Origin of the sequence: Pseudoalteromonas sp. OFAV1, assembly GCF_021532595.1 — a bacterium.
Lineage (GTDB): Bacteria > Pseudomonadota > Gammaproteobacteria > Enterobacterales > Alteromonadaceae > Pseudoalteromonas > Pseudoalteromonas lipolytica_C.
Map to the genome: position 1 here is coordinate 1 of NZ_JAKGBG010000064.1, position 22,881 is coordinate 22,881.

The window sequence follows — 22,881 nt, forward strand, 5'->3', positions numbered from 1 at the left end:
AAGGCGATAGTTCTTTTGATTTGAAGTGCGATGCTTTTTGATCAATAGGGGCATAAGTACCGATTGGGTAATATTTACGTGCAAAAGTACGGTGATACCTTTCTTCATCGACTTTGGCATTCCAAATACTACGCGCACAGCCCATCCACTGACTTAATACCTGCTTTTGGTGTGATGTTGGATTTGCACGAAGCTTAATGCCTGTTAACAACTCAATCTCTGATTGCTGTATAAATATACAGTATACTGTAATTCATTCTAACCAAAAGTCAAGACCGTTCGCCTTGACTCGCAGCTAAAGCAAGCGAGAATGCGGCGAACATGTGTTCATGGTTTATTAATATGATGAAAAAGCATTGCAAAATGATGTATCATACTGTTTTTATTGTTATTTTGTTGCTATTAAATAATGCAAGTAAAAGGGCTTATCCACAAGGCTGTGGATAAGCATAAAAGAAGTCCTAATTAACCTTTTTCAAGTAGGTTTTTTAGGTCAATAATTGCTGCGTTTGCGCGGCCAATATAAGAAGCCATACTTAAACTGTGATTGGCAAACAAGCCAAAGCCTGAACCATTCATAATAGCAGGTGACCAAACAGTTTTCTGCGTTTCTTCCATTTCAAGAATGATTTGATCAAGAGAAGCAATCGCATTCTTTTTCTCTAGAACTTCGTAAAAGTCTATACGAATAGCCTTCAGTAGTGGGATAAGAGCATAGACGCTACCACGAGCTTCGTAGAATGCGTTATCAATCTCCATCCAACTGTGCTGAACAGTTTCTGTGCGTCGAGTATACGTTGTTTCTCGTGCTGCTGAGTCACCTGCAAGGTTTGTATTAATACGTTCTTGGCCTACATTCTCAATTAAAGCATGACTCATAGCGCCTAGTCGCTGATTTACTTTATCGAAGTATTTAACAAGGTTGTCAGCTCGTGTATAAAATTGTACATCAGGTTTGGTAGGGTCAACCATGTCTTTTAGGTAAAGCAGGATATGCTCAGAAGCTTCACGATATGAGCTTTCAGATGCAGGAAAAATCCACGATTTATTATCTATGTTCATTGCCGGTTGCGCTTTTTTAAGATTATCATCTTCTTTTGATTGCGACTGAGAACGAGAGAAGTCTGAGCGGAGCAAGTCTACGGCATCTCGGATCATATAAATCATGCCAAGTTCCATGTTTGGCATATTATCGTATAGTTTTGCTTTAACGGCTAAATCGTTAGATACATAACCACCATTTTTTTCTAATAAGTTGTCGATTAGTTCTACGAGGGTAGATGTAAAAACGGCCCCTGAAGGCGGTAAATTTTTACGAGTAATGTCATTTGAGACATGTTCTTGCGTAGCCTGCATAGGGTCAATTTGTTTTGGCATCAATGAGATGTACACACCCCAAGCAGAATAAAGTAAAACGAGTGCAACTGTAATAGAAGCAATGAGCTTAGATTTCATAATAATACCTTACGTGGTTATTTAAAATGTTGAGTTTATGCTGTCTTTGCAGCTAGGTGGGTTTGAGTGTACTTATTGCGAACAAGTGCAGCATCATCATTAGACAAGAACTCTGTAGTACCGGACTTAATAACATTAATCTCCAGTTCTGCGATGATTTCTTTTACTAGTTGTTCCTTAAAGTCGTTTTTAGCAATAAGCGTTTTAACTGTAACCATTTTGTATTCCGTAAATAAAGGATCTTAATTAAATTTCATTTAAGACTATACAAAATAAAAAAGTGGAAAGCAATACATAAGCTAAGGCAAAAAAGAGATATCTATTTGTTGCAAAAAAAGATATTTTAGGTATAATATTTGTGTTGAAAGTTGAATCGATATTGGAATATCACATGAACATTGAAATGATAAAAGATCACGCACTGGAAGTTATTAAAGACAATGGTAATGCTTTAAGATGTCTAACATATTCCCTCATACAAGATAAAGATTTCTATAACGATGAGTTATTAGAGTTCATATCAGAGAATTCTAGTGCTTTTATTAACTGTGACCTTACTCATGTATCTTATCTCGATGCTGATAAGCTACGTGGCATTTTTACTTATCTTGTAGCGAGTAGAAGTAAAGATCTAATTGTAGATGTATATGAATCATTCAAGCGTATTGAGCCAAGTTTAAAGACAATGTATTCAGAAAGAAGCATCAAGGTTTCGTATGATACGCCAATCAGTTTGATAGCTGTTGCAGCTAAGGCGAAAAATAAAGAACTGTTTAATCATCTCTTGGATTTGGCGAATGATGAGGATTTAGATGATATCTATGACGCTATTATTTGTTCTGTCATGGATAAAGTACAGTTGAATTTTACAACGGTATCATTCGATAATAATTTAGCTCTTTCTCAGTGGGTGACTGAAATTCTATTAGAACGAAACGAGTTGGATTCATTCTTAGAACATGAAGCTATTTATGAAGCGCTAAATTCATCACCATACTTTTTATTTTGGCTAGTTGAAGCTGCGGGGAGTGAAAAAGTCAATGACTCAGCTTTTAGTGCAGCTCATTATATTCTTTTAAAAGATTTCTTAGCTGGCTTAACTTACCGTGTAAAGAAAAGCGATAATGTTCATGTTTCGAGATATGGTTGGAATAGTAAAAAAAATGCTTTAGTTGTAAATATTCAGGGCCAGAAACCTTTTGAACTTGATAAGGATCCAGCTAAATCGCTCTTAAATTTAGTACGGATGTTTAAGTATAAGAACAATCAGTTCATAAAAGACTTACTATCTTCGCCTAAAGCTGTGCATTCTTACCTAACACTAATAATCAAGGATTTATCTAATAACAGTTCTTATTCAGCAAAATTTCCAAAACACGAGTTGGCTGCTATTTTAAAAAGCATAAAAATAATTGAGAACATCACCGGTATGGATTTTTATTTTGCTAAAGATGCTGGTAGTGATCTGAGTAAATTAATGCAAATGAAGGATACTAGTTACCAAGCACCATTTGTTAATTATCATATTGAAAGTAAATCACTTGAAAATTACTTAAATTTGGTGAAGAGTGAAAATCAATTAAGTTTTCTTATTGAAGAGTATAAACCATCATTCCAAGAATTAATGCAACACTCCAATAAGGTGAGTGTTAAGGTCAAAAAAATGATTTTAGATAAACTAACTAACAAGTAAAAAATAAAAGGCCATTTGATTGACCGAGTCTTAATGTTACATATAATCCTCTTATAACTAACGTAATGTGTTTATATAAGAGGTATTCTATGCTTTCATATGAAGGTCTTAAAAGAGAAGAGCAGGCGCTGAAAAAGTTTATTGGCGCCATTGATTGTAAGAACGAAAGTTCATGTTGGGTGGAGTTACTTAAAAAGCCTTTACAGGTAATTTCTAAATTGAAAGAGTCTGAAGTCGGACCTAACGATGTTGATGAAGCTATTTCTATAATTGAAGAGTGCTTTGAGTCTCCACATAGAGATCATGTTTCCGGGCTTATTGTTCTATTCCGCTATTTCCCAGATTTGAAAGATGAAATTATTGAATTAGTCCCTGATTGGATTGAAAAAGCAGACTTTGTTGAACTAACACCTGTTAAAGCCCTTACAAATATTGATACGTATCAAATTACGCCAGTTAGAAGAATGGCCAGCTTTTTATATGTAATGCAACTAGATGACGATATTATTTTTAATATGTTAAATACAGTACGTGAACATGAACCTCTAAATCGACTTGTAGGTATGTTTCAATTAACAATTGATGATATCCGAAGTAGCAATAAATTATGCGATAAAGCAAAAGATCGCGTTCAAAGAGCCATCAATAGTTCTTCTTGAGTTAAGGGGTGAGCGCCTTTAGGTTATTAGAAGCGACGATTTCAATTGATATCGCTTCTAATATAGACCAAGTGTTGCGTCATTTTTAGGTTCAAAAAGATCAGAATAGCATTTATTAGACTCAGGTAGGTTGTTTTTAAAATGAATGTATTCATTAATGGTTAGTGCTTTTATCATGTCATATCGACTAACCAGTCTCGTGCATTTTTCGTCTAGATGATTTTTCGGGTGGTGTGGCACTAACACCATATCATCTAGGAAAATTTCACACTCCATCCATAAAAAGATATCGGTTTTGGCTTTTATAGTTTTTTCTCTACTTCGCTTAAATTCATCCATCTTCTTTTTTATGGCCAGCATAGAATTAATATCCAAAGCACATTGTTTAGACGCATGTAGTAGTGCAGTAAATTTTTCTTTGTGCCGTTGCTTCCATCTTCTTTTTTTGTAAGCCATTTTAAGGAACCTGCTGACTTAATTTGAGCGTGATTGGTCTATGCCATTCTGAGCAACTTTGTAAATACTCAATAGGGGATATGTCATAAAACTTGAAATATCGAGGCAGAAGAGCAAATAAGTGTATAGAATCCTTTTCCTTTACACCTTCTATGACATCATGCCACGTGTACTTTCTTAAATATGCGAAAATAGCGTCATCCGGCACTGAATCAGGTAATGGCAATCCAAGGTTTGTGAATAAGCTGGCAAAGCTAATTAGATTGTGACTCATATCAAACTGAGATACTGTATTTTGTTCGAAATAAGCGCCACGCTCTAGGAGTAAATTTACATTAGTGAATTGCTCTTCAAATATAGCTGCTGTTAAGCAGTTGCCCATCAGTTCTGGGCTGATCTCAAACTTCTTGTTCGGGTTTGCCCCCAATCTTAGCAAGAAAGTGAAAAGATAATTTCCCTCAAAATTTCTTTTAGCTGCTTCAAATAATGCTAAGTCTAAAGTGTTTTGGTCGAATTTAACTTCTGACTTTTCGAGTATGTCAACTATCTGTCGATGTTTTCTAATATTAGCGAGGTAAAGGAAAGCACTAAGCCTAACTATGATTTTATTATAAATATCGCGCTTAAAGTCTGGGCCTGTAATAACCTCTATCTTTGAAAGCAAGAAACTAAAGCCTGTAAAGTTACAGCTAGTAATGTACGATAAAACAATATCCTCCCATACGCTTTTACTTACCGTCTCTAATTCACTGTGCCTTTCAAGAGTTTTGAGTAGATATAAAACTTTATACTTGTCGGTATATGAAAAGCTTTGAGATGCTTCACCGTTTTTATCGATGTAATTTCTTAATCCACTTACACAACTAGAGATGAAATCATCAAACTCATTTTTTTTATAATATTCTTCCGCCAACATTAAGACTTGTTTAAAAGTACCTTTTGATGCTTTTGTAATGGATTGGCGAATAATTTCATTAATTGTGAAAATAGACTTATCTTTAATTCTTGTTTCAATAATGTATTTGAAGAATGTAGTGTTGCTTTTAGTGATGATATTTTTTACAAACCAGAAACTATGAAATATCGTTTGTGTATCAAGACTAAACTCACCGCAAGTACTGTCCAATAAATCTTTGCTAGAAATAGCTATGCTCTTCTCTAAGAACTCTGTAAGGATGTGGTCGCAATTTTTGAATACACCATTATTTAGTAATGAAATGACTAGTGGTAAATTATTTTTATTAATTATTAGTGGAATTTCGCTTTCCCATTCATTACTTGGTTGTATTTGACTAAAGTTAACATTCTTTGATTTGTTCGTAATGAACTCGACTAATTCATCAGTTACTACGCTAGTACTAGAACTATTTATTACAGCGCGAATTAAAACCCATGGTGTCCCAAAATGTGGAGGAATTTTTTTAGATACAATGTGAGTCAGAATGTTGCTAATTTTAGTTGAATGAATTGATGTTTTATTTAATTCAAATTCTTCGCCAGTGTGTACAGAAACCAAAAATAAGTTAATGTGTTCGAAAATAGAATTTGGCGAACATTCTATATCCACTAATTTTGACATGACCGCGTCCAAAAACCCCAAAGAATCTTCAGTCGAGTAAATAAGTGCGTGTTCAATTGGTGTACGTCTTGTCCGTGATATGTCGATACCGGCAACTGGGCAACTAAGTTTTGTTAGTAAGTTTAAATCAAGGTCATCTAATAATTCTGTTAATAAACGAAATTGGCCGTGCTTAGCTAAGATTTCATAGCAGTGAGACTTAGTAATAGTTTTGCATGACAAGGAATGCTTAAGTAACTCAACTTGCTTATTGCTAAGGGTGCAGGGTGTCTTTTTAAGCTGCGAGCTTAATGTTAATGCACTGAATGGCTTAGTAGTAAACAGGTTCAGTAATTTATCTAAGAGTTGCATTAGTCTAGTTGTCCTCTGTATAGAGATTCATTTCCATACTTAAACATGAAGTCATGAATGGCATCGATACTCGATGCTTGGCATAATTCTAAGAATAGCGTTACACGCTCATCATGGCTGACGTTACAGCCTATTTGGTCGATGACAACGCCGTTATCTTTCATTGTTATCGCAATCCCAAAATCAGGGTTCTCAGGAGCTCTGATATATGATTTTCCTGAGTATAAAATGAAACTAAATGTCTTTAACGTACCATGCAATTCAAGTTCAGAAGTGTGCTTGCCGATCACGCCATAGTAGGGAACTTCAGTTAATGCTTGGCTTATTTCAGAAGCGCTGCTTGAGTCAATAAAAAAATCTGGTTTGATCATGCATTAAACCTCGTAAGTGCTATTAGGCATAACTGCCTTAAGGCCATATTTGGCTATAAAGTCGATATCTTCTGGTTTGTTGTGATGATATACATGAATTCGTTCTAATATATCCTGACGGTAAGAACTTATGATTTCATCTATACCGCTGTGGCTGGGGTTTCCATGCTTGCTGCCATCGTGAAATATAACTTCATTATTAGTTGCGATGTGACCAAGAATTTCAGGTATAGGGCGCGTATCACCAGTAAATACAAACTTACCCGGCAATTGAATGCCATATGCACTGTTGGGTGTGTGGTGTCTGACGCTAAAGACATTGAATCTTAAACCTTCCCAAAAGAATGAATTTGAGACGGGTATTAGATGAAAAACGTCCCAAAAATTAACAGCCTCATTGGCCCATGGGTCCATATTGTTTGCAAATATTTCATGTAGTCTGGGAACAAGATTAGCGCTAATATAAAGTTTAATAGGACCAGAGTTCCTAATTTTCGCTGCGTAGAATAGAGCTTCTAAACCACCTGAATGATCCATGTGCAAATGTGTTATAAATACAGCTTCAGGTAACGAATTATACTTGGAAATGTAGGCTGAGTGAGTTAAAAATCCGTAATCGATACATAATTTATTGTCTTCATGTTCAAGCACGGCGCTAGCATTGCCAAGATCCAGTGCGCTTGAACTACCTGAGCCTAAGAATTGTAATTTCATATAGATACCGTACATTTAATTGAACGATAAGCTTACGAATAATTGATTCCAGTTTCAATTAAAGTTGGCAATAAGTGTGACGTACTTCAATATTCTAAAAATAATTTCCAATAGCTTTTAATAATTCGTCGCTAATATTTGAGCATAGAGTTTGTACATTCATTTTGTACCAACCTGATGTGGACATGCAATTAAGCTCAAGAAAATACAGTTGCCCTTTAGTGTCTCGTGCAATGTCCATAACGTAAATTTCATCAGAAATATTGATAGTTCGGGCTACCATATTGCCAAAACTAATAACATCATCAGGAACAGTTTTTTCGATGTCATCTGGCTTAAGAATATCATGAGGGTAAGCGCTAGATGCTATGGCTTTGTTATTTCTTATAGCTAACCGGTACTCAGCTACGATATCCTTTCTAGGGAAGATCCAGAATATGGATGTTTCACTAGCTGATGAAAATTGTAGGGTGTCGTTAATAAAATTATCAATACTCTCAGTATTGATACTGATCACTTGCGCTTCTGCTATTTTTAATGCGTTATCAGGCCGGATATGGCACTGATAGCTCCCTAAATATTTTGATAAATGATCAAAACAAATATTTTTTATTTCTGCTAGAGGGAGCATTAGGCCGTTATTGTTTAGGCGGAACTTAGGCGGAACTTGATGAATATATTTGGAGTAGTAATGTAATTCACTGCAAAAAAGGGGAAGGTGATGCGCAGTGTTTTTAGATAAAAACTTAGAGATAAATCTTTGCATTTTTATCGTTGAAATTGAAGTCCAAAATTGTACGTTAGAGTCAATATGGCCAATAAGTTCATCAAACATATCTAGATCAATAATGGAAACAATCATGCCTAGACGTTCAAATTCTGGCACAGCCTCTTGAGGGATAATATTCTGTTCGAGTAGTCTCTTTTGAATGATTATGCCATGCATTTTTTTGCCTTTTTATTTAAAAAGCCAGCTAAATGCTGGCTTTTGATGTAAATATCTTTTTATGCTGCAATATCTTCTACAGGAATCTTATCATTATCACTTTCTTGAATGTCGATAGAAAGTTCTTTAGTGGCAGTATTGCCTTTTCGCGAAAATTTATTTTTGTTTTCGTTCAGAATCTCTTTCGCCTTTCTGAATGTGTTATTCAGGCAATAATGAAAGTCTTCAGACTTTTGTGAGGCTTGAACGTCACCAAGATCAGCTGAGTGAACAGAAAGCTGACAAGTAAAGATTTTATTTGTAATTGAAATAGTAAGTTTTGCATTCAAAAGAGGGAATCGTTCGTTTAGCTTTTGAAACTTATCTTCAACATTTTCCTTAATAGAGCTAGTTTGCTCAAAGCCATGACATGTAATTTTAATCATTATATGATTCCTTATATAGAACATAATATAGTTGAAATTATAACTTAGCACAGTTGTTTTAAAGATGGAATACTAGTGGGGAGCAATAGATGGCATATTTTCCAAATTATCGACCTTCATGTTCATTGAATAATCAATTTTATACAAGTTTTTCAATGTTTCACAAGCTTCCTTTGGTCCCGACATGCCAGAAATTATAGGTTGAATATCAATCCTCTTATAACCATACCCCTGTAATGAACGCTCTTTGCTTAGCTCAGACATAATCAGAGGGTTATCCTTTGTCTGTGATATAATCACTACATAACCTGACTTAGGTTTAATTAGAGCATGTTCGCTGACACCTTTAACAATCTTGTTAATGGCTAGAATATCTGTCACATTTTCGGTTTTTATTGCAATTGCTTTATCAAGGATTGGGTAGCTATATTTCTTTAATTTCTCTACTAACGCATCTTTGTGTTGGTATAAAGATAAGAAATTTCTTTGTAACGGTGATAGAGAATTAAAGTCAGAACGAACTAGTTTGTTTTGCTCAATATCACATGCATCCGTCTCTTGATAAAGCGAATGTGCTGATAGGAGCATTTTGCCGTATAGAATAAGAGACTTTCTTACGAATTTATTCTTAAGGCATGTTTCTAGTTCATGATTCATACATAAAGGATAAAAATTAGTCATATTTCAACTTTATTTCTAACTCCGAGAGTGTGCAAGTCTAAATAGCAAAGTTACCAAAGTGGTAAACATGTGTTTCTATTTTGAATAATTTTATTTAAATAATGTTAAATGTGAAAATGATCGGCAAAAAAAATTCCTGTATATTTTCTAGATATAACAGGAATATAGGAGAGAGTTAATATTTTGTTTACTTAATTTTTAACAACTAATGAGATATTTATCAAAAAAAAGACTCGATATGATTTTTAAATGTTAATTACTATTGAAGTAATTTTTTTATTTCTTCGCATTTATCAGAAAATTCTTTTGTATCAAAAAAGTTGTTAGAAGGAATAATCTCATCCTTTAGTGCTTGATCCCAAATCTGGTTTTTGATGTTTCTATCAAAGGGAAATTGGCCAAGTCTTATAGATACTAGACGAATGATGTCTGCATAATTTAAGATCGGTGAAGCGTTATTAGGTAGTTGCCAACCAACAGCACCACGAACAATTTCTGCATCCATTCGCCAGTTGAGCAAGATAGCTTTCGTTAAAATAGGATTTAGTTTGTTCTCGCACTCAGCGATAAAGTAATCATCATCAGTATCAAAACTAAGCTCTGAGATTTCTGAGTAAATTGGTAAATGACCAATTCTATGAGAAATGGCAACAAGCGTAAGTACATCAGGATTAATGTGCCTAGTCATGTCTTTATTGTAATGTAAATTAATGAATGCCAATGCATTTACTGTTAGATTTATCGATTGGTCCCAAGTCTTTTCAAGTTTAGCTGTTGCAATAGAGCTATTAGTTAGAAACATTTGCTCTATTGCAAGAGAGAAAAGAAGGCCTCGAATACGGTCTAATCCGATTCTAGCAATGGCATGAGGTAAAGTTTTGAACTTTTGCTTTCCATTCATACCTACAGCATTTGCTGCTTTCATGACAGATGCAACAATCGCAGTATCGGTAATAATCAACTTGGACAGACTATGCGCGTCTATATCAGGATTTTCCTTGAGCTCTTTCTGGACTCTTAGCGCCACTTTTGGTGGAGTAGGCAGGACAAGGGTATTGTCTTTCACTTTTCGAAGGATGTTTTCTCTAAAAGAGTTAATATCACTGACAGTCACTGAAATTACCTAATGTCGATTTGTTTGTTGTTTAGTTAGTATTGACTTTACCACGCTAACTAAACAATGGCTAGAGTATTTCGATAACAAAAAAGGCTAACACTCAAAGCTTTACAATTCTCGAAGGGAAATCACCTTCATCAGGAGAAATAGGGACCTTAATGACTTCACCCTCTCTAGATATCGAACGTACTACGTCCTCGCTTTCATCTTGACTAGATATACTCGCGTCTTTTGTACACAACATTTGATACGAATCATTGTCAATAGACTGCACGACACCCTCTACAAAGAGAGGTTGATTCGTATTGTCTTTATTGAAAAGAAAAACCCGGCCGGTATCGCCAACTTTTAGCTTATCATTCATAAATGCCTACAAAAATTATTTCTATATATTGCTAATAATATGGCCTATACAACGGAATGCAAGTGTTGCTCAAAATTATAAACACGTTGATATGGTATAATTTAGACATAAATAACAATAAAAATACGTTTATGAGCCTTAATAGAGAGTATTTAAATAAAAAGCTAGTAACATCACATAGGTTGCTACAAAGACTTGATAACATTTTGAATGACACTGATCTAAGACATGGAAGCTTGTCAAAGCATGTCGGTTCAATAAAAGAAATGCGTGATAATACCGATGTAAAGTCAAGAGTAATTAATGCATTAGGGCGTCTTGTAGAAACCGACATTGAGAGCATTACAGAAAGAAAGTTTAAAGCAATAAACCAGACATTATTTTACTGTGTCAATAAGCCAGAACTACCCAATAATAAGTTATTTACGCACCTTTATAAGGCAAATTTTAATGAAGAACAAAGGGAAGGTGTTGCTATCCTTCTAGATCTAGTAAAAGAAAAAGGTACAAAAGAAGATAAAATTAAAATAGCAAAAAAAATAATGAGTCAATTTGTCAGAGAAAGGTCATCTAGACTAAATAGCTCTAGTCTAAAAAATTTAGTTTTAGCTGGTGGCGGAGCTAAAGGATTTTCCCTAGCAAAGATCCCAAAAGCTTTAGATAGTGCGGGAGTTAATGGGTTAAAGAGAATTGCTGGGACCAGTGCGGGGGCGATTCTTGGCTCTATGATGGCCGTAGGTTATACCTCAGATGAACTAGAAGAAATTGTACTCACTAATCAGTTTGGCCTTTTTACCAAGAATTCTAGATTATCAATTAATGCAATGAATGAAATGTCTGATGGCGTAAAGTTAAAGCCCTTAAAGCCATTTAGTGACAATGCTTATGCAGCTGACTTCCACCGTAATTTAATAACGGAATTATTTTTGAGTAGTGCTAAAAAGGGGTTACTCCCAGAACCTATCAGTAAACCTGTTGTTTCATACTACAATAGGAAAATGTCTGAAGATACAGAAGATAGTATTTCTAAAAGAAGACTGAATGTTCTATCAAAAATTTATGATAATTTAATTACTCCTTTGTCTAGCGATTCTGGCAAGAGGCTAGACCTTGAAGGAATCTTCATTAACGGACTAGATGATAAATCAAAGGAAGCAGCTGTTAGTTTGGCGACAAGAATGACAGAGCTTCAAAGACCTGTCGGAGAGCGGTATTTTCAGCAACTTTACCCAACGGTTGATCAGTCAATCAAGTTTTCATTGAGAGATTCTAACAATGAAGACCTAATAGTAGGGTTCTTTGGAGACCTCATTGAAGCAAAATTAAGAAAGCTACCTGAGTCTATTTTAAATAAGGTATTTGGTACATCTACACCTTCAAGTAGTGAGTTTCGTAACCTTAACTTTGAACAGTTAAAAAGGCTTCATGACATAAGGCCTGATGAGTTTAAAGAGTTTTATTGCACAATTGCTGTGAAGTTACCTGTAAAGGAACAAATATCTAGCTTCTTGATGGCTGATTATCATAGATATAAACATTATGACGTCTCTCATAAGCATCCTGAGTTATCAAAAATGGCTATTGCGGATGCAGTCAGAGTTTCGATGAATCTGCCGGGAATTTTTAACTCATATAAGTTTAACGTCAATGGCAAGGAATATTCTGGGGCAGATGGCGGCGTTATCAGCAATTTAAGCATTCAAGTGTTTGATGACCAATACGAGCCTGAAGAAACGATGTGTGTTATTTACGCTGATGAAAAGAAAATGAGGTCAGCAGACAATATCTATCAATTACTGATACATCCACGTAAAAAGGATGAAATTGAGCGCGAAATTGAACTTGTTAAAGCAGTAATAAAACATGATGTTGATAGACGGCAAGAGCTACAATACGTCGTCAAAAAGGAAACAAAAGGTAATATAATAGCTGAGCAATTACGTAGCGAGTCACTAGCTGAACTAAAGAAAGTCGATATACGAATAAATAATTTACGTTTTAGAACTCAAGTTTTAGAAAACGAGCTTAGCAACTCTAAGAACAGAAGCTTATTGCCAGTGTCAATTGAAGATTCATTAGCTAGAAAAAGGCACAGAGGTCAATATTTACCTCAAGATTTAAATAGAACAGTTTTAATTAATACAGGTGATGTAGGGACACTTGATTTTAAGTTATCTTTTGAAAAGAAAACTGAACTTATGAAAAGAGGTGAACTTGCTGTAGCCAATGTTCTGTCAGGTCGAGACGATTTAGATCTTAATTTTTTAGCAAGAAAGTGTGAGCAATATGAGTACACATTTGCGCTTGATAAAATAGAACGAATGGCAAGGCACATAAAAGACAATCAGAATGTTGATCAAGGTTACATGTCTAGTATTAGCTCGTTATTTAATAAGATTATTCCAAGGATCTTAGATAAAGATATGAGGAATGATGTTGTGGATAAAATTAATGATGTATTACATAAAGAGAGAAGAACTACAAACAAAGCGCTCAGGGTGGCTAGAGGCGCTTGGAGAGACTGTGTAATGTACTATCATAACGAAGGCCCAGATGAAAATCTAAGTGTATAGATTATTACGAATGTCGGTTTAAAAGCATAGAGCTAATTAATTGTAACTCTATGCTTTTTACATCAATTTGATATCTGACAGGGCCTTATCTGTGACTATTATTAAGGCTACTAAAAGCTAAGCATAGCTGATTCAATGTAGAAGGAGTTAAATAAACCGTCCTTAAGAAAATCATCAACATTACTAGAAATATCTTCAAGTTCAGATATTTTATCTTCGTTATTACCAAGCTGGAGTAGAATCATTTGGTGATCGGAACTTTTATCATTATTTAAAAGGAGTAAATTCGAAAAAATAAACGCTCGTTCATATTCTCCATTCTTATAGTAAAGCGTTACAAGGGCTCTAAATATCTCAAAATGGTAATGACCATCATCTGAAGAAATATGGTTTGTATCACCACTCTTTTGAACACCTTTTTTAGGGCCATAAGATTTTTTAGGATAAGATTCTAAACTTTTTATTAAAGCTTCGATAGCAGCTTCGTCAGAAACTGTAATTAAGTACTCAGCGACATGAAATAATAGGTCTGAGTTATACTTGAGACCATTTTTATAGCCATCAATAAATTGAGCTCGTGCAGAATCATCACGTAATCGCGACCATTTGTAGTAGAGCATGTATGGGTTATTACTATCAGAATAATCACTTTCAAGCATTGCTTTTAATTTAATCCCGGATAGGTAACTCATATCTTTGTCTTTCTTTCGCTGCTTTATCGAGTCCGAATACTTCTGTTTAGACTCAATTTCCTTAGCTGTCATTTGACTTTCAGGTTTGTTGAATCGGACATTAGCCGGGACATACTCAATAAGGCTAGCTCTTTTGGAACATTCTAAAAATTTCTCTATAATGACAAGTTGTTGATATGCATACTGTCCAGAGGGTTCTTTTGCTAGCAACCTGTTACCAACAATTAAGTCAGCTCGTTGACTTTTACACATCGAATCATCTTTAAACGTAATGCACATAGAAGGATCTTCAGAACACGCCTGTTCAACACTTAATGTGGATTTATTAAAGCGATTATCAATATCAGGCTCACCGCACGATGTTAGTGACAGAAATAAGGTCGCAGAGAGAATTTTTAGTTTCATAAATTAGTTCACGAATTCAATTGTTTCTAATAGTTGAGTCATTGCTTCGCGCTTAACATCTTCAGGAACTTTCTTTTGTTCTAAGATGACCTCTTTAGACTTCGAACCAGTGAAGCGTGGGCCGTTAGTATCTGACACTGAAAATGTACGACTATACGATTCAAGAGCTACAGGCTCGTCTTCATCATTAATACGGTGCGCAGCATATTTATCAAGCATCATAACAATACCACTGCCTGAAGAACAGGTTGTGAATAAATAAGTTTCAACACGTTTATTTGGTTTGTTTCGAATAACTCGAATGCTCATATAGATATTCCTTACATTGTTATATTTTACAAAGCAAATAATATCAAAAAAAAGATATGAACGCAATAGTTAATCACATAAAAAGATATTTAGGCTGTCGTGTCTATCTTCTTCTGTTTTTCAACATCTTTCGAATTGTCATTATAGCGGCGACTATGTGGTTTCTTACCTTTATCAATACTTAATATATAAACAATAAATGAGATTATTGATTTTTGACAAAGGATAATGGGTGTTATGAGGTAAATAATAAGAAATGAAACAACAAGATCATCGTTTGAGATGCTTTGTATCCAAGATGCTGTAGGTAAAAGCGCTGCCCATATAGTAATTGCGATGTATTTTTTAGAAGTAGACATATTTTTTATTTTTAATGCTACTATCAGTGTGGTTGTTCAGTAACTGTAAATAATCGATTTTGAGAAAAGCATCTCACAAAAAGAAGTTTTCTTCCTTTTGTGAGTGAGGCTTAAATTTTGCTATTTAAATGAAAACCCAGATGAGACTGCTTGTTCTTTAAGTGTAGATGATAAAATGCTACCAAAACTTTCTAGGCTTTTGTTCTTTTGTGCTTCATTAATATATGAAGTTCGAAGTTTGTTAAGCTCTGAAAGTGATGATTTAAGTTTGGCTCGTTCTTGAGTTTTATCATTAATTTTGTCAACAATTTCTTGTTCACTATACCCCTGAAATGAATCAACCTCTTTGGCTAACTGTAATGCTCGAGAAAGGTTTTTAGAGGCAATCTGTACTAAATCCCAATCTTGGTTGTAGTTGCTTGATACTGACTTGGCAATCACTCTATCGGTAAGCACGGATTCTGAGATGCTGCTACTTTTGCTATCTAAAGAAGATGAGCGAGACAAGAACTCCTTTCCTTTTTGTGTGTAAGGAATTATGGTTTCATCTAAAGCGGTTCCAATTTTTGTTATCTCATGGTCATACGGTGTTTTAATCGCAACGTATGCCTGATCTTGATTGATATTCATGTATTTCCCTTTACCGAGCTTTGCACCATCTTCCCAATCAAGATTAATGCCCTGTTTATAGGGACCACAAAAAACAGTGTTAACGATAATATTGTTCTGAGTCGCTTCGTTTATAGACTCGATGTAAGAGTATGAACCTTGATTAAAGCTTTCATTCCCTGCAATGACAATAACCTTTAAGTCATCAGGGTGATCACTCCAAGAAAGAGAATCAATAGCTTTTTTGATTGATTGCCCAGCTAGTTCTTCTCCGCCATTGGTTTTTAAAGAAAATAAACTTTCAGAGACACTATCTAGATCATAAGTTAGAGGAGATAGTACTTGAATGTAGCCTGTAGATGCCGGGAGAGATTGTTTTCCATACTCTAAAAGAGATGCTTGTATACGAACATCCGTGTTACTTTTGTTAGCGAGCGATAATTCGTTTACGATTCGCCATAAATGTGTTTTTGCTGTATCAATTAAGCCATTCATCGAGCCAGATGTATCAAGTATGATAGCAATCTGAATAGTGGGACTGGTTCTTATGAAATCCGGCTTAGGGATAGAGGTTTCTAAGTTATCCGTATTTGGCTGAAGAATTTCAGGTAATTTAATTTTTTTTTGAATCTGATATCCATCAGGAATTGGAGGTGATTTAGCAAACGAAATTGATGGTACGATAGTCATAGCGGCAAAGAAGATCGATTTTTTTATCATAAGAATGGCCTTTTATTAATTATATAGGCCATCTTATCACTATGAAAAGTTTAATTAATCTTATGTTTTGAGATAATTCTCTAACTTATTGATAGAGAAGGTGGGCTGTTGTGTTTGTTAAGAACATATGCCTTAGTTATGCCAAATAAACCTTGAAAATAAATCGTGACAGGTAGGATTACCATTAGGGTGTGACTAACTATTGAATCACCGGCATTAAAAACCATGTATGAAAATAGCATGCATAACGTAACAAGCAATAGTAGTTGAATTCTGATAGTTAAAGAAAAAGCTTTATAGCCAGCATATTCAAATCTAGTCGTTTTGTCTTTCTTCCAAATCGCGGCAAATACAGTAAGCAGTAGAAAAAGAGGTATTGATAATTGACTAATAAATAATAAGAACTCAAGCCCTGTTATTTGCGAGAGCAAAGTGAAGATGGGCGTAGAAAGGTATAATGTAAAATATAGAAAAACTATATTTTCAAATGGTACGCTTTGGATTCTCTTGAGCATAAAGTTACCGTAATTATCATAAAAATAAGAAGGTATGCGTTTAGCAAAGTTAAGTCAAGACAATGTTGTTTTAGTTAAGGCTGCATGTCGCATTTAAGAATTCACACCCTAACTATGGTTAACCAGACGAATTAATAGATTCGTTAAATAATCGACTAATCATTATATTTTCCTTGTTTGCTTTAGATAGTGCCTATTATAACAAGCATTAATTATAATTACCACAAAAAAAGATAAATCATCTTCAGTTTATTAATAAAACAGCCATGTGGTATCTTAATGAATCAATTAATAAGAAGTCAGGTTTATATAATGAAAAAAGTATTGTTTATTTTGGGTACGATGTTTATGGCATCAGGAGTTAGTGCAGCTACGTATGATAATGAGCTGAAGTTTTACGTAGGTAAAGCTAATGCTGAAGTATCTGGTTCAACAACAGCTAGCAAAGATGCAAACGTTAACTCTATTGGATTTGGGTTACGAAATAACTTTGCTGAACACTGGGCGTCTGAGATTAAATATACGATGGGTGGCGATGGTTACTTTAAGAGTGGTAGCGAAAGGGAGCGCTTTGATTTAACGTCATCGATTTTTGTGAATGGTATGTATAAGGTCAGTAATCTGGGTTCGTTAGAACCGTACATGAAAGTAGGGGTTGGAGTAGTTAACGCTAATATTGGTAACGCTTCGGGTAGGGTAAAAGAAAGTACTTACCTTTGGGGCGTGGGATTTGATTATAGTGTGTCTAGTATCATATCTTTAGGCTTAGAATATGAAAAGATGGGTACAATTGAATATGACTTTATTTCTGATGAGGTAACTCAATTTGGTGAACTTGAACTGGATAGAGTTAACTTAGTAGTTTCATTGAAATTTTAAATGTATGGAGTTGTTATGGCTAAAATTAAAGATGGTGGCTGGCTAAACGTAGAGAACGAACAAAAGACTGTTACTATTGGTACTGCGAGTAATGAAGTCGATAAAAAAACGACTAAAAAGAAAATAGTGGAAAAGGTAAAAGAAGAGAAAGCTCAATTAAATAATTAAAAAGTTCTGTGGCGGGTAATATAAGGTTATATTACCTGTCATTGTTCGATTTTATCGATGTAAAAATAATACTCCATATCCATTCTAACTATTGGAGTTCTGTGATCACTAACTTTTGCAGGGTCATGAAAAGGTTTACCATCCAAAAATATCATTGCGTGTCGGCCTCCATTATAAAATCCGACACCAATACAGTATTGGCCGTTTAATCTTGGCGATTTACGCTTTACAAGCTGATATCCTCTAGAAAATAACCACTTTGGTAATGCATATTTCCATTCACCTTTAGGTAAATCCTCAAAACAAGGTATTTGTTCAACATTTAAATTAACTAATGAAGCAAGGCAACTGACTAAGCAGTTGCCTCTCGACTTAGTTTTATTAGTCTCAAATAATATCATGACTATTCTAAGTTGTTGATTTATAACTAGTTTGTGTAGTTGCGAAACGGAATGTCATCATCAAAATCGATTGGTGGTTCGTTATTAATCGGATTATTCGATTGAACTGGCGCACTTTGTTGCTGACCACCTTGATAGCCACCACCTTGCTGGCTTTGCTGTGGAGCACTTTGCTGCTGACCACCTTGATAGCCACCGCCTTGCTGGCTTTGCTGTGGAGCACTTTGCTGCTGACCACCTTGATAACCACCACCTTGTTGGCTTTGCTGTGGAGCACTTTGCTGCTGACCACCTTGATAACCACCACCTTGTTGGCTTTGCTGTGGAGCACTTTGCTGCTGACCACCTTGATAACCACCACCTTGTTGGCTTTGTTGTGGAGCACTTTGCTGCTGACCACCTTGATAACCACCACCTTGTTGGCTTTGCTGTGGAGCACTTTGCTGCTGACCACCCTGATAGCCGCCACCTTGTTGCTGACCACCCTGATAGCCGCCACCTTGACCGCCACCAAGCATTTGCATCTGACCACCCATATCTACCACGATTTCTGTAGTGAATTTTTCTTGGCCTGACTGATCTGTCCATTTACGAGTTTGCAAACGACCTTCAATATAAACTTGAGAACCCTTACGAAGGTACTCACCAGCAACTTCTGCTAGTTTGCCGAATAACACTACACGGTGCCATTCAGTACGCTCTTGCATTTGCCCTGTGTTTTTATCTTTCCAGCTGTCTGTTGTTGCAATACTAATATTAGCAACACCATTACCATTAGGCATATAACGCACTTCTGGGTCTTGACCTAAATTACCAATAATGATGACTTTGTTAACCCCACGAGCCATAAAATTCTCCAATATAATCAGTTAGTTAAGTTTGATTTTTCTAAATCGATGAATACATATTATCTTAATTTGGTGTATATGTAAATATTTATTTTATCTTTTTTTGTAAAAAATATCTTATCGACGTTTAATCCTATCACAGCTAATTAATATTTTAACTATATAGATAGATTATTTTCTGCTTGTTTATCTAATGTACTGGTAACAAATTCAGATTTAGCAATTTTACTACTACGTTCAAATTCATTTTCAGGGTTATAAACGGTAATCTTGAGTCCAGATTCTCTTAATTGTTCAACGATTTGTTCCGGTAAATCGTTCGGTATTATTGCTTCATCAAAGTTATTTACTTCCAACGGGGCGCTGCTTTTTACCTCAAAATAGTGGACGGGTGCTGATTGAATGTCCTTTAAGAGAGAATTAATTTCAGAAATAAACGCTTCATTAGGCTTAAAGGATGATAAAGACTTATGATGCTCCGTAAAACTGGAAGCATTTTGAGTCTTTGCATATTCTAAAACTGATTCCATCGCTATCTTGAATCTATCGAAGTTTTTTATTTCAGGGCTAATTCCGTTATCTATGACGTCTAGTAAAGAAAGTAGGCGCCTATCCAGATGCTCTTTAGTGTCATCATATTCTTTTTCTGAACCTAACTTATGAGCTTTTAATTGAATGCTGTTTAGACTCGACATAGGTTTTGATAAGATTGATCTGATACTGGCAGAAGTTGTAGAGCCATTTAAATCAGCATTATGTAACTGGCGGTTCATATATTTTTGAAGGTTTTCTAGAGTGTAACTTTCCCTTTTCCTTTTTTCATTTTTGTCCCAGTGGAAAAAGTGAGGGTTAATAAATGCATCCCCTAATTTAGTCTCGAGCCAAATTTCAATAGCCTTTCGATTTTTTGCTGCGATTTGACCTAACTCTGAATTAAGTACCTTTACATTAATCTTGTGAGTCAGGCTACCTTGTTCCTGTTCAGCAATCTGTTTGATACTATTGTAATGATAGATATTGAGTTTAGGTTCGCCATTAACGTCATCAAAAAGTCTATTAGTTATATTAGCTTTATACGCATCAATATCGCCTTTAAACCTATTTCTTATTGTTATTTTAGCTGTAGGTGTCTGAGCCTTTTCTTCTAGGAATTGAGGTAAATGTCTGTAGGTAATCGTTGATAGTAGCCTTAGATCACTTTCATTGAATCTTTCGCTGCTAAGTTTTACATCAGCGAGTTCACTTAAAAGAGGTTCAAATTTTGATAATAAATGCTCAGGCGCATTTTTTGGTAGTTGATAATCTCGACCATTATCTCTTAAAAATGCCAATGTAATGAGAGGAGTATTTAACAAGAAGTTATTGCAGAGTTCATCAAAACCATCACTACCTCGACCTCGTACAGGTGAAATGTAATTGATAATTTGACGTTTTGTTTTACCAAACTCAGGTTCTTGTAAAAGAACATCAAGTTCAGCACTAAAACTCTCGATTACTTCTTTTTTGACCTCAAAGCAACAGGCTGGGGCTCTGCTAGAGTATATATCTGCATCAAAAGCCTTCATACTTTTAAAGTCATGCTTAGAGATGTCCTTTATTAATGATATTTCGCCATAATTTTCAAATTGGAACTCTGTATTAAATACGGCCATTGAAGGGTTAGGGATACCGCCTAATGAAAGTGAAAATTTAAGTTTACTTTCAGTCAGGTTATGAACGAGAGCAAGTTTTTGTTTTGTATTTGTCATTTATTATCTTGAATCATTTCCTATCGAATGACAATTATTATACCATATTAGAGATAACATACGATCTAAGGTTGTTTTTATGAAACTAATGTTTAGTTTAAAGATACAAATCGCATTAGTGCTTCTGCTGTCAGTGGTTTTAAGTGCGTCACTTCAATGGGCAGTTAAGCGCGAACTTACATCCGAGTTTAGTAGAGTAAATAATGATTTTGAATATGCCCTCTATAATCCAGTATCAGGTGTTTTGTCTATACAAGGCCTTGAGCTCATAGACAAGAGCGGGGTTTTGATCGCTAATGTAAAATTAGTAGAGATAGGCTTATCCGTAACTGACTTAATAAAGTTATTTGTTACAAGTGATAACTTAGAGAATTTAATTCAGGATTTACAAAGCTATAAGTTCGAAAAGGCGCGGTTGTTTCTACCAAGCAGTATTATTGATGCATACCCCTTAGATTTACCTTTTAATAAAAATGGTATCATAGAATTTGACGCAGAATCATCCATAGAGCATCTGCAAGAAGGTAAGCGAAGTATTGTCTCTAGTTTAGAAATAGAGAATTTAGTTAAGATTTCATTTGAAGCAGTATTTAAAGCAGATGAATTAATGAGGGAATTTGAGGTTTATGAGTTCACTTATAAAATTTCTTCAAAGAAATTGACTGAAAATTTAGTAGCAATTAATAATTACTATAAGTTTTCTTTAGATGGTAGTAATGATTGGTTTGTTGAAATGTTAGGTTCAATTCTACCTTTAGGTAGTCGTGAAGAGCCTAATGACTTTAAATTACTTTTAGAAGTGATTGAAACGGCCATTGCTAACAATCAACAATTTTATGTAAGTGTTACGTCATATAAAGATATGGACCAGAATGATCTCAGAGAACTAATAAATGCAGGTTCAATTTATACGAATGATAACGCTTGGTTAATTATTAAAGAACGATTTGGTATAGAAATAAATTCTGGACTTAGAGTGGAGTAGTAACATGTCAGTAAATTTAGTAATGAAAATGCAGAATACAAAAGCAAAAATTATCGATGCAGATTTAAAGTTGATAGAGTCATTGGTGACGACAAAATATGCTTGTAACGACGTAACTATAGAGATCAAAGAAGTTCTGTCACATGAGCGTACTAATGCAGCTGTAAGTCGAGACATTCTTAATGCATTAAATACAATGAAAATGCATGTTATTGATTATCTTGGTCGATTTAGTCTTGATAATGTTTGTACAAGTCGAGGTGATAATCGACTTCTCGACACTCAGGGTCGTGTCTTTTATGTAGTTGAAAGTCACTTTGCTACTAAATCGAATAAGTTGACGTTAACAGTGATTGGGACAGAAGCTGTCATAGGCTTATTATCACATGAAGAGGAAAGAGTGCTGAACTCTACGTTAGATGTACCTGCTTACATTTTAAGGATAATTAGAAGCTCGCTCGCTTTTGCTCGTAAAGATAATCGTTGCCAAGTGTCATAGGTTCCTCTTGTGTTGACGACAATTTAAAATTCCGGCTGTTTAGGCTGGAATTATGATTTAAAGTCTAAAACAATTGAATTAGAAGCCCATAGACTTTATTATTTCATGTATAAAAAAGCGTATCGCTAAAACAAATGTAAGGTATTTTATGAAATTTGCAGTATTTACGTCAGATAACAAAGAAGTTTTCCATGTACCACTCCCAAATGGCCAAGAAGCAGGTATTGCGTGTTGTAAAAACGGTGAAAGTAATATTGAATTAGGAAAAATCTACGGCATGACGGAGTACGACTTGTTGTATTTAAGGCCGATTTTAGAATCAAACGATATTCAATTAGCCTTAATTGATGTTAGAAAGCT

The 22,881-nt window shown here is 34.9% G+C and carries 26 protein-coding genes; 8 read left to right on the forward strand and 18 right to left on the reverse strand.

Annotated features, from left to right (window positions below):
* The 3 genes from L1267_RS21680 to L1267_RS21690 form a co-directional block, all read right to left on the reverse strand.
* Positions 1-211 (reverse strand): helix-turn-helix domain-containing protein (locus L1267_RS21680; protein WP_235384079.1); only part of this gene is annotated, 211 nt, incomplete at its 3' end.
* Positions 212-465: 254 nt separating this feature from the next.
* The gene (locus tag L1267_RS21685) at positions 466-1,455 is read right to left on the reverse strand and encodes a DUF2333 family protein (protein WP_235384080.1); all 990 of its coding nucleotides are present in this window, start codon (positions 1,453-1,455) and stop codon (positions 466-468) included.
* 35 nt (positions 1,456-1,490) lie between these two features.
* Positions 1,491-1,673 (reverse strand): hypothetical protein, encoded by a 183-nt coding sequence (locus L1267_RS21690; RefSeq protein ID WP_235384081.1) that lies wholly within the window; start codon positions 1,671-1,673, stop codon positions 1,491-1,493.
* A 173-nt stretch (positions 1,674-1,846) separates the two neighbouring features.
* Here L1267_RS21690 and L1267_RS21695 point away from each other — a divergent pair, with 173 nt between their 5' ends.
* Together L1267_RS21695 and L1267_RS21700 are read left to right on the forward strand one after the other, a co-directional pair.
* Positions 1,847-3,148, forward strand: a complete 1,302-nt coding sequence (locus tag L1267_RS21695) for a hypothetical protein (RefSeq protein WP_235384082.1) — start codon at positions 1,847-1,849, stop codon at positions 3,146-3,148.
* Positions 3,149-3,237: 89 nt separating this feature from the next.
* On the forward strand, positions 3,238-3,807 hold the full coding sequence (locus L1267_RS21700; RefSeq protein WP_235384083.1) for a hypothetical protein: 570 nt from the start codon (positions 3,238-3,240) through the stop codon (positions 3,805-3,807).
* A gap of 57 nt (positions 3,808-3,864) precedes the next feature.
* On the opposite strand, the gene L1267_RS21705 is transcribed toward L1267_RS21700, so the two are convergent.
* From L1267_RS21705 to L1267_RS21745, 9 genes are all read right to left on the reverse strand, one after another.
* Complete coding sequence (locus tag L1267_RS21705; RefSeq protein WP_235384085.1) at positions 3,865-4,263, reverse strand: hypothetical protein; 399 nt, start codon at positions 4,261-4,263, stop codon at positions 3,865-3,867.
* 1 nt (position 4,264) lies between these two features.
* The gene (locus tag L1267_RS21710) at positions 4,265-6,193 is read right to left on the reverse strand and encodes a hypothetical protein (protein WP_235384086.1); all 1,929 of its coding nucleotides are present in this window, start codon (positions 6,191-6,193) and stop codon (positions 4,265-4,267) included.
* Positions 6,193-6,564, reverse strand: coding sequence for a hypothetical protein (locus tag L1267_RS21715; protein WP_235384088.1), 372 nt, complete (start codon positions 6,562-6,564; stop codon positions 6,193-6,195). Before L1267_RS21715 ends, L1267_RS21710 begins: the two co-directional genes overlap by 1 nt.
* Positions 6,565-6,567: 3 nt before the next feature.
* Entirely contained in the window at positions 6,568-7,278 is a 711-nt protein-coding gene (locus L1267_RS21720) for an MBL fold metallo-hydrolase (protein ID WP_235384089.1), read from the reverse strand.
* Between the two features lie 94 nt (positions 7,279-7,372).
* Positions 7,373-8,224, reverse strand: a complete 852-nt coding sequence (locus L1267_RS21725; protein WP_235384090.1) for an ATP-grasp domain-containing protein — start codon at positions 8,222-8,224, stop codon at positions 7,373-7,375.
* A gap of 59 nt (positions 8,225-8,283) precedes the next feature.
* Positions 8,284-8,649: an HPF/RaiA family ribosome-associated protein gene (locus L1267_RS21730; protein ID WP_235384091.1), complete on the reverse strand. Its 366-nt coding sequence runs from the start codon at positions 8,647-8,649 to the stop codon at positions 8,284-8,286.
* Between the two features lie 72 nt (positions 8,650-8,721).
* A complete protein-coding gene (locus L1267_RS21735; RefSeq protein ID WP_235384092.1) occupies positions 8,722-9,330 on the reverse strand; it encodes a hypothetical protein in 609 nt (202 codons plus the stop codon).
* Positions 9,331-9,589: 259 nt separating this feature from the next.
* Positions 9,590-10,444 (reverse strand): HDOD domain-containing protein, encoded by an 855-nt coding sequence (locus L1267_RS21740; protein WP_235384093.1) that lies wholly within the window; start codon positions 10,442-10,444, stop codon positions 9,590-9,592.
* A 103-nt stretch (positions 10,445-10,547) separates the two neighbouring features.
* Complete coding sequence (locus L1267_RS21745; RefSeq protein WP_235384094.1) at positions 10,548-10,811, reverse strand: hypothetical protein; 264 nt, start codon at positions 10,809-10,811, stop codon at positions 10,548-10,550.
* Positions 10,812-10,942: 131 nt separating this feature from the next.
* Here L1267_RS21745 and L1267_RS21750 point away from each other — a divergent pair, with 131 nt between their 5' ends.
* Positions 10,943-13,384: a patatin-like phospholipase family protein gene (locus L1267_RS21750; RefSeq protein WP_235384095.1), complete on the forward strand. Its 2,442-nt coding sequence runs from the start codon at positions 10,943-10,945 to the stop codon at positions 13,382-13,384.
* A 110-nt stretch (positions 13,385-13,494) separates the two neighbouring features.
* Here the strand turns inward: L1267_RS21750 and L1267_RS21755 are convergent, their stop codons facing one another.
* The 3 genes from L1267_RS21755 to L1267_RS21765 all read right to left on the reverse strand — a co-directional run bounded on the left by L1267_RS21755 (position 13,495) and on the right by L1267_RS21765 (position 16,478).
* The gene (locus L1267_RS21755; RefSeq protein WP_235384096.1) at positions 13,495-14,481 is read right to left on the reverse strand and encodes a DUF2989 domain-containing protein; all 987 of its coding nucleotides are present in this window, start codon (positions 14,479-14,481) and stop codon (positions 13,495-13,497) included.
* Positions 14,482-14,484: 3 nt separating this feature from the next.
* Positions 14,485-14,790, reverse strand: a complete 306-nt coding sequence (locus L1267_RS21760; RefSeq protein WP_235384097.1) for a hypothetical protein — start codon at positions 14,788-14,790, stop codon at positions 14,485-14,487.
* Between the two features lie 479 nt (positions 14,791-15,269).
* Positions 15,270-16,478, reverse strand: a complete 1,209-nt coding sequence (locus L1267_RS21765) for a vWA domain-containing protein (protein ID WP_235384098.1) — start codon at positions 16,476-16,478, stop codon at positions 15,270-15,272.
* A gap of 827 nt (positions 16,479-17,305) precedes the next feature.
* On the opposite strand from L1267_RS21765, the gene L1267_RS21770 reads away from it, so the two are divergent.
* The gene (locus L1267_RS21770) at positions 17,306-17,872 is read left to right on the forward strand and encodes an outer membrane beta-barrel protein (RefSeq protein ID WP_235384099.1); all 567 of its coding nucleotides are present in this window, start codon (positions 17,306-17,308) and stop codon (positions 17,870-17,872) included.
* A gap of 15 nt (positions 17,873-17,887) precedes the next feature.
* Positions 17,888-18,040, forward strand: coding sequence for a hypothetical protein (locus tag L1267_RS21775; protein ID WP_235384100.1), 153 nt, complete (start codon positions 17,888-17,890; stop codon positions 18,038-18,040).
* Positions 18,041-18,078: 38 nt separating this feature from the next.
* Here L1267_RS21775 and L1267_RS21780 read toward each other — a convergent pair whose 3' ends face one another.
* From L1267_RS21780 to L1267_RS21790, 3 genes are all read right to left on the reverse strand, one after another.
* Complete coding sequence (locus tag L1267_RS21780) at positions 18,079-18,441, reverse strand: hypothetical protein (protein WP_235384102.1); 363 nt, start codon at positions 18,439-18,441, stop codon at positions 18,079-18,081.
* 26 nt (positions 18,442-18,467) lie between these two features.
* The gene (gene ssb / locus L1267_RS21785) at positions 18,468-19,289 is read right to left on the reverse strand and encodes a single-stranded DNA-binding protein (protein WP_235384103.1); all 822 of its coding nucleotides are present in this window, start codon (positions 19,287-19,289) and stop codon (positions 18,468-18,470) included.
* Positions 19,290-19,447: 158 nt separating this feature from the next.
* Entirely contained in the window at positions 19,448-21,037 is a 1,590-nt protein-coding gene (locus tag L1267_RS21790) for a hypothetical protein (protein WP_235384105.1), read from the reverse strand.
* A gap of 79 nt (positions 21,038-21,116) precedes the next feature.
* Between L1267_RS21790 and L1267_RS21795 the strand changes: the two genes are divergently transcribed.
* The 3 genes from L1267_RS21795 to L1267_RS21805 all read left to right on the forward strand — a co-directional run.
* Positions 21,117-22,022, forward strand: coding sequence for a hypothetical protein (locus tag L1267_RS21795; protein WP_235384106.1), 906 nt, complete (start codon positions 21,117-21,119; stop codon positions 22,020-22,022).
* Between the two features lie 4 nt (positions 22,023-22,026).
* The gene (locus L1267_RS21800) at positions 22,027-22,521 is read left to right on the forward strand and encodes a hypothetical protein (protein WP_235384107.1); all 495 of its coding nucleotides are present in this window, start codon (positions 22,027-22,029) and stop codon (positions 22,519-22,521) included.
* Between the two features lie 148 nt (positions 22,522-22,669).
* On the forward strand, positions 22,670-22,881 hold a 212-nt coding region (locus L1267_RS21805; protein WP_235384109.1), incomplete at its 3' end, for a hypothetical protein.

Coding starts and splice junctions, on each gene's coding strand:
- L1267_RS21685 (WP_235384080.1), bottom strand. CDS start 1,455: ATGAAATCTAAGCTCATTGCTTCTATTACAGTTGCACTCGTTTTACTT.
- L1267_RS21690 (WP_235384081.1), bottom strand. CDS start 1,673: ATGGTTACAGTTAAAACGCTTATTGCTAAAAACGACTTTAAGGAACAA.
- L1267_RS21695 (WP_235384082.1), top strand. CDS start 1,847: ATGAACATTGAAATGATAAAAGATCACGCACTGGAAGTTATTAAAGAC.
- L1267_RS21700 (WP_235384083.1), top strand. CDS start 3,238: ATGCTTTCATATGAAGGTCTTAAAAGAGAAGAGCAGGCGCTGAAAAAG.
- L1267_RS21705 (WP_235384085.1), bottom strand. CDS start 4,263: ATGGCTTACAAAAAAAGAAGATGGAAGCAACGGCACAAAGAAAAATTT.
- L1267_RS21710 (WP_235384086.1), bottom strand. CDS start 6,193: ATGCAACTCTTAGATAAATTACTGAACCTGTTTACTACTAAGCCATTC.
- L1267_RS21715 (WP_235384088.1), bottom strand. CDS start 6,564: ATGATCAAACCAGATTTTTTTATTGACTCAAGCAGCGCTTCTGAAATA.
- L1267_RS21720 (WP_235384089.1), bottom strand. CDS start 7,278: ATGAAATTACAATTCTTAGGCTCAGGTAGTTCAAGCGCACTGGATCTT.
- L1267_RS21725 (WP_235384090.1), bottom strand. CDS start 8,224: ATGCATGGCATAATCATTCAAAAGAGACTACTCGAACAGAATATTATC.
- L1267_RS21730 (WP_235384091.1), bottom strand. CDS start 8,649: ATGATTAAAATTACATGTCATGGCTTTGAGCAAACTAGCTCTATTAAG.
- L1267_RS21735 (WP_235384092.1), bottom strand. CDS start 9,330: ATGACTAATTTTTATCCTTTATGTATGAATCATGAACTAGAAACATGC.
- L1267_RS21745 (WP_235384094.1), bottom strand. CDS start 10,811: ATGAATGATAAGCTAAAAGTTGGCGATACCGGCCGGGTTTTTCTTTTC.
- L1267_RS21750 (WP_235384095.1), top strand. CDS start 10,943: ATGAGCCTTAATAGAGAGTATTTAAATAAAAAGCTAGTAACATCACAT.
- L1267_RS21755 (WP_235384096.1), bottom strand. CDS start 14,481: ATGAAACTAAAAATTCTCTCTGCGACCTTATTTCTGTCACTAACATCG.
- L1267_RS21760 (WP_235384097.1), bottom strand. CDS start 14,790: ATGAGCATTCGAGTTATTCGAAACAAACCAAATAAACGTGTTGAAACT.
- L1267_RS21765 (WP_235384098.1), bottom strand. CDS start 16,478: ATGATAAAAAAATCGATCTTCTTTGCCGCTATGACTATCGTACCATCA.
- L1267_RS21770 (WP_235384099.1), top strand. CDS start 17,306: ATGAAAAAAGTATTGTTTATTTTGGGTACGATGTTTATGGCATCAGGA.
- L1267_RS21775 (WP_235384100.1), top strand. CDS start 17,888: ATGGCTAAAATTAAAGATGGTGGCTGGCTAAACGTAGAGAACGAACAA.
- L1267_RS21780 (WP_235384102.1), bottom strand. CDS start 18,441: ATGATATTATTTGAGACTAATAAAACTAAGTCGAGAGGCAACTGCTTA.
- ssb (WP_235384103.1), bottom strand. CDS start 19,289: ATGGCTCGTGGGGTTAACAAAGTCATCATTATTGGTAATTTAGGTCAA.
- L1267_RS21790 (WP_235384105.1), bottom strand. CDS start 21,037: ATGACAAATACAAAACAAAAACTTGCTCTCGTTCATAACCTGACTGAA.
- L1267_RS21795 (WP_235384106.1), top strand. CDS start 21,117: ATGAAACTAATGTTTAGTTTAAAGATACAAATCGCATTAGTGCTTCTG.
- L1267_RS21800 (WP_235384107.1), top strand. CDS start 22,027: ATGTCAGTAAATTTAGTAATGAAAATGCAGAATACAAAAGCAAAAATT.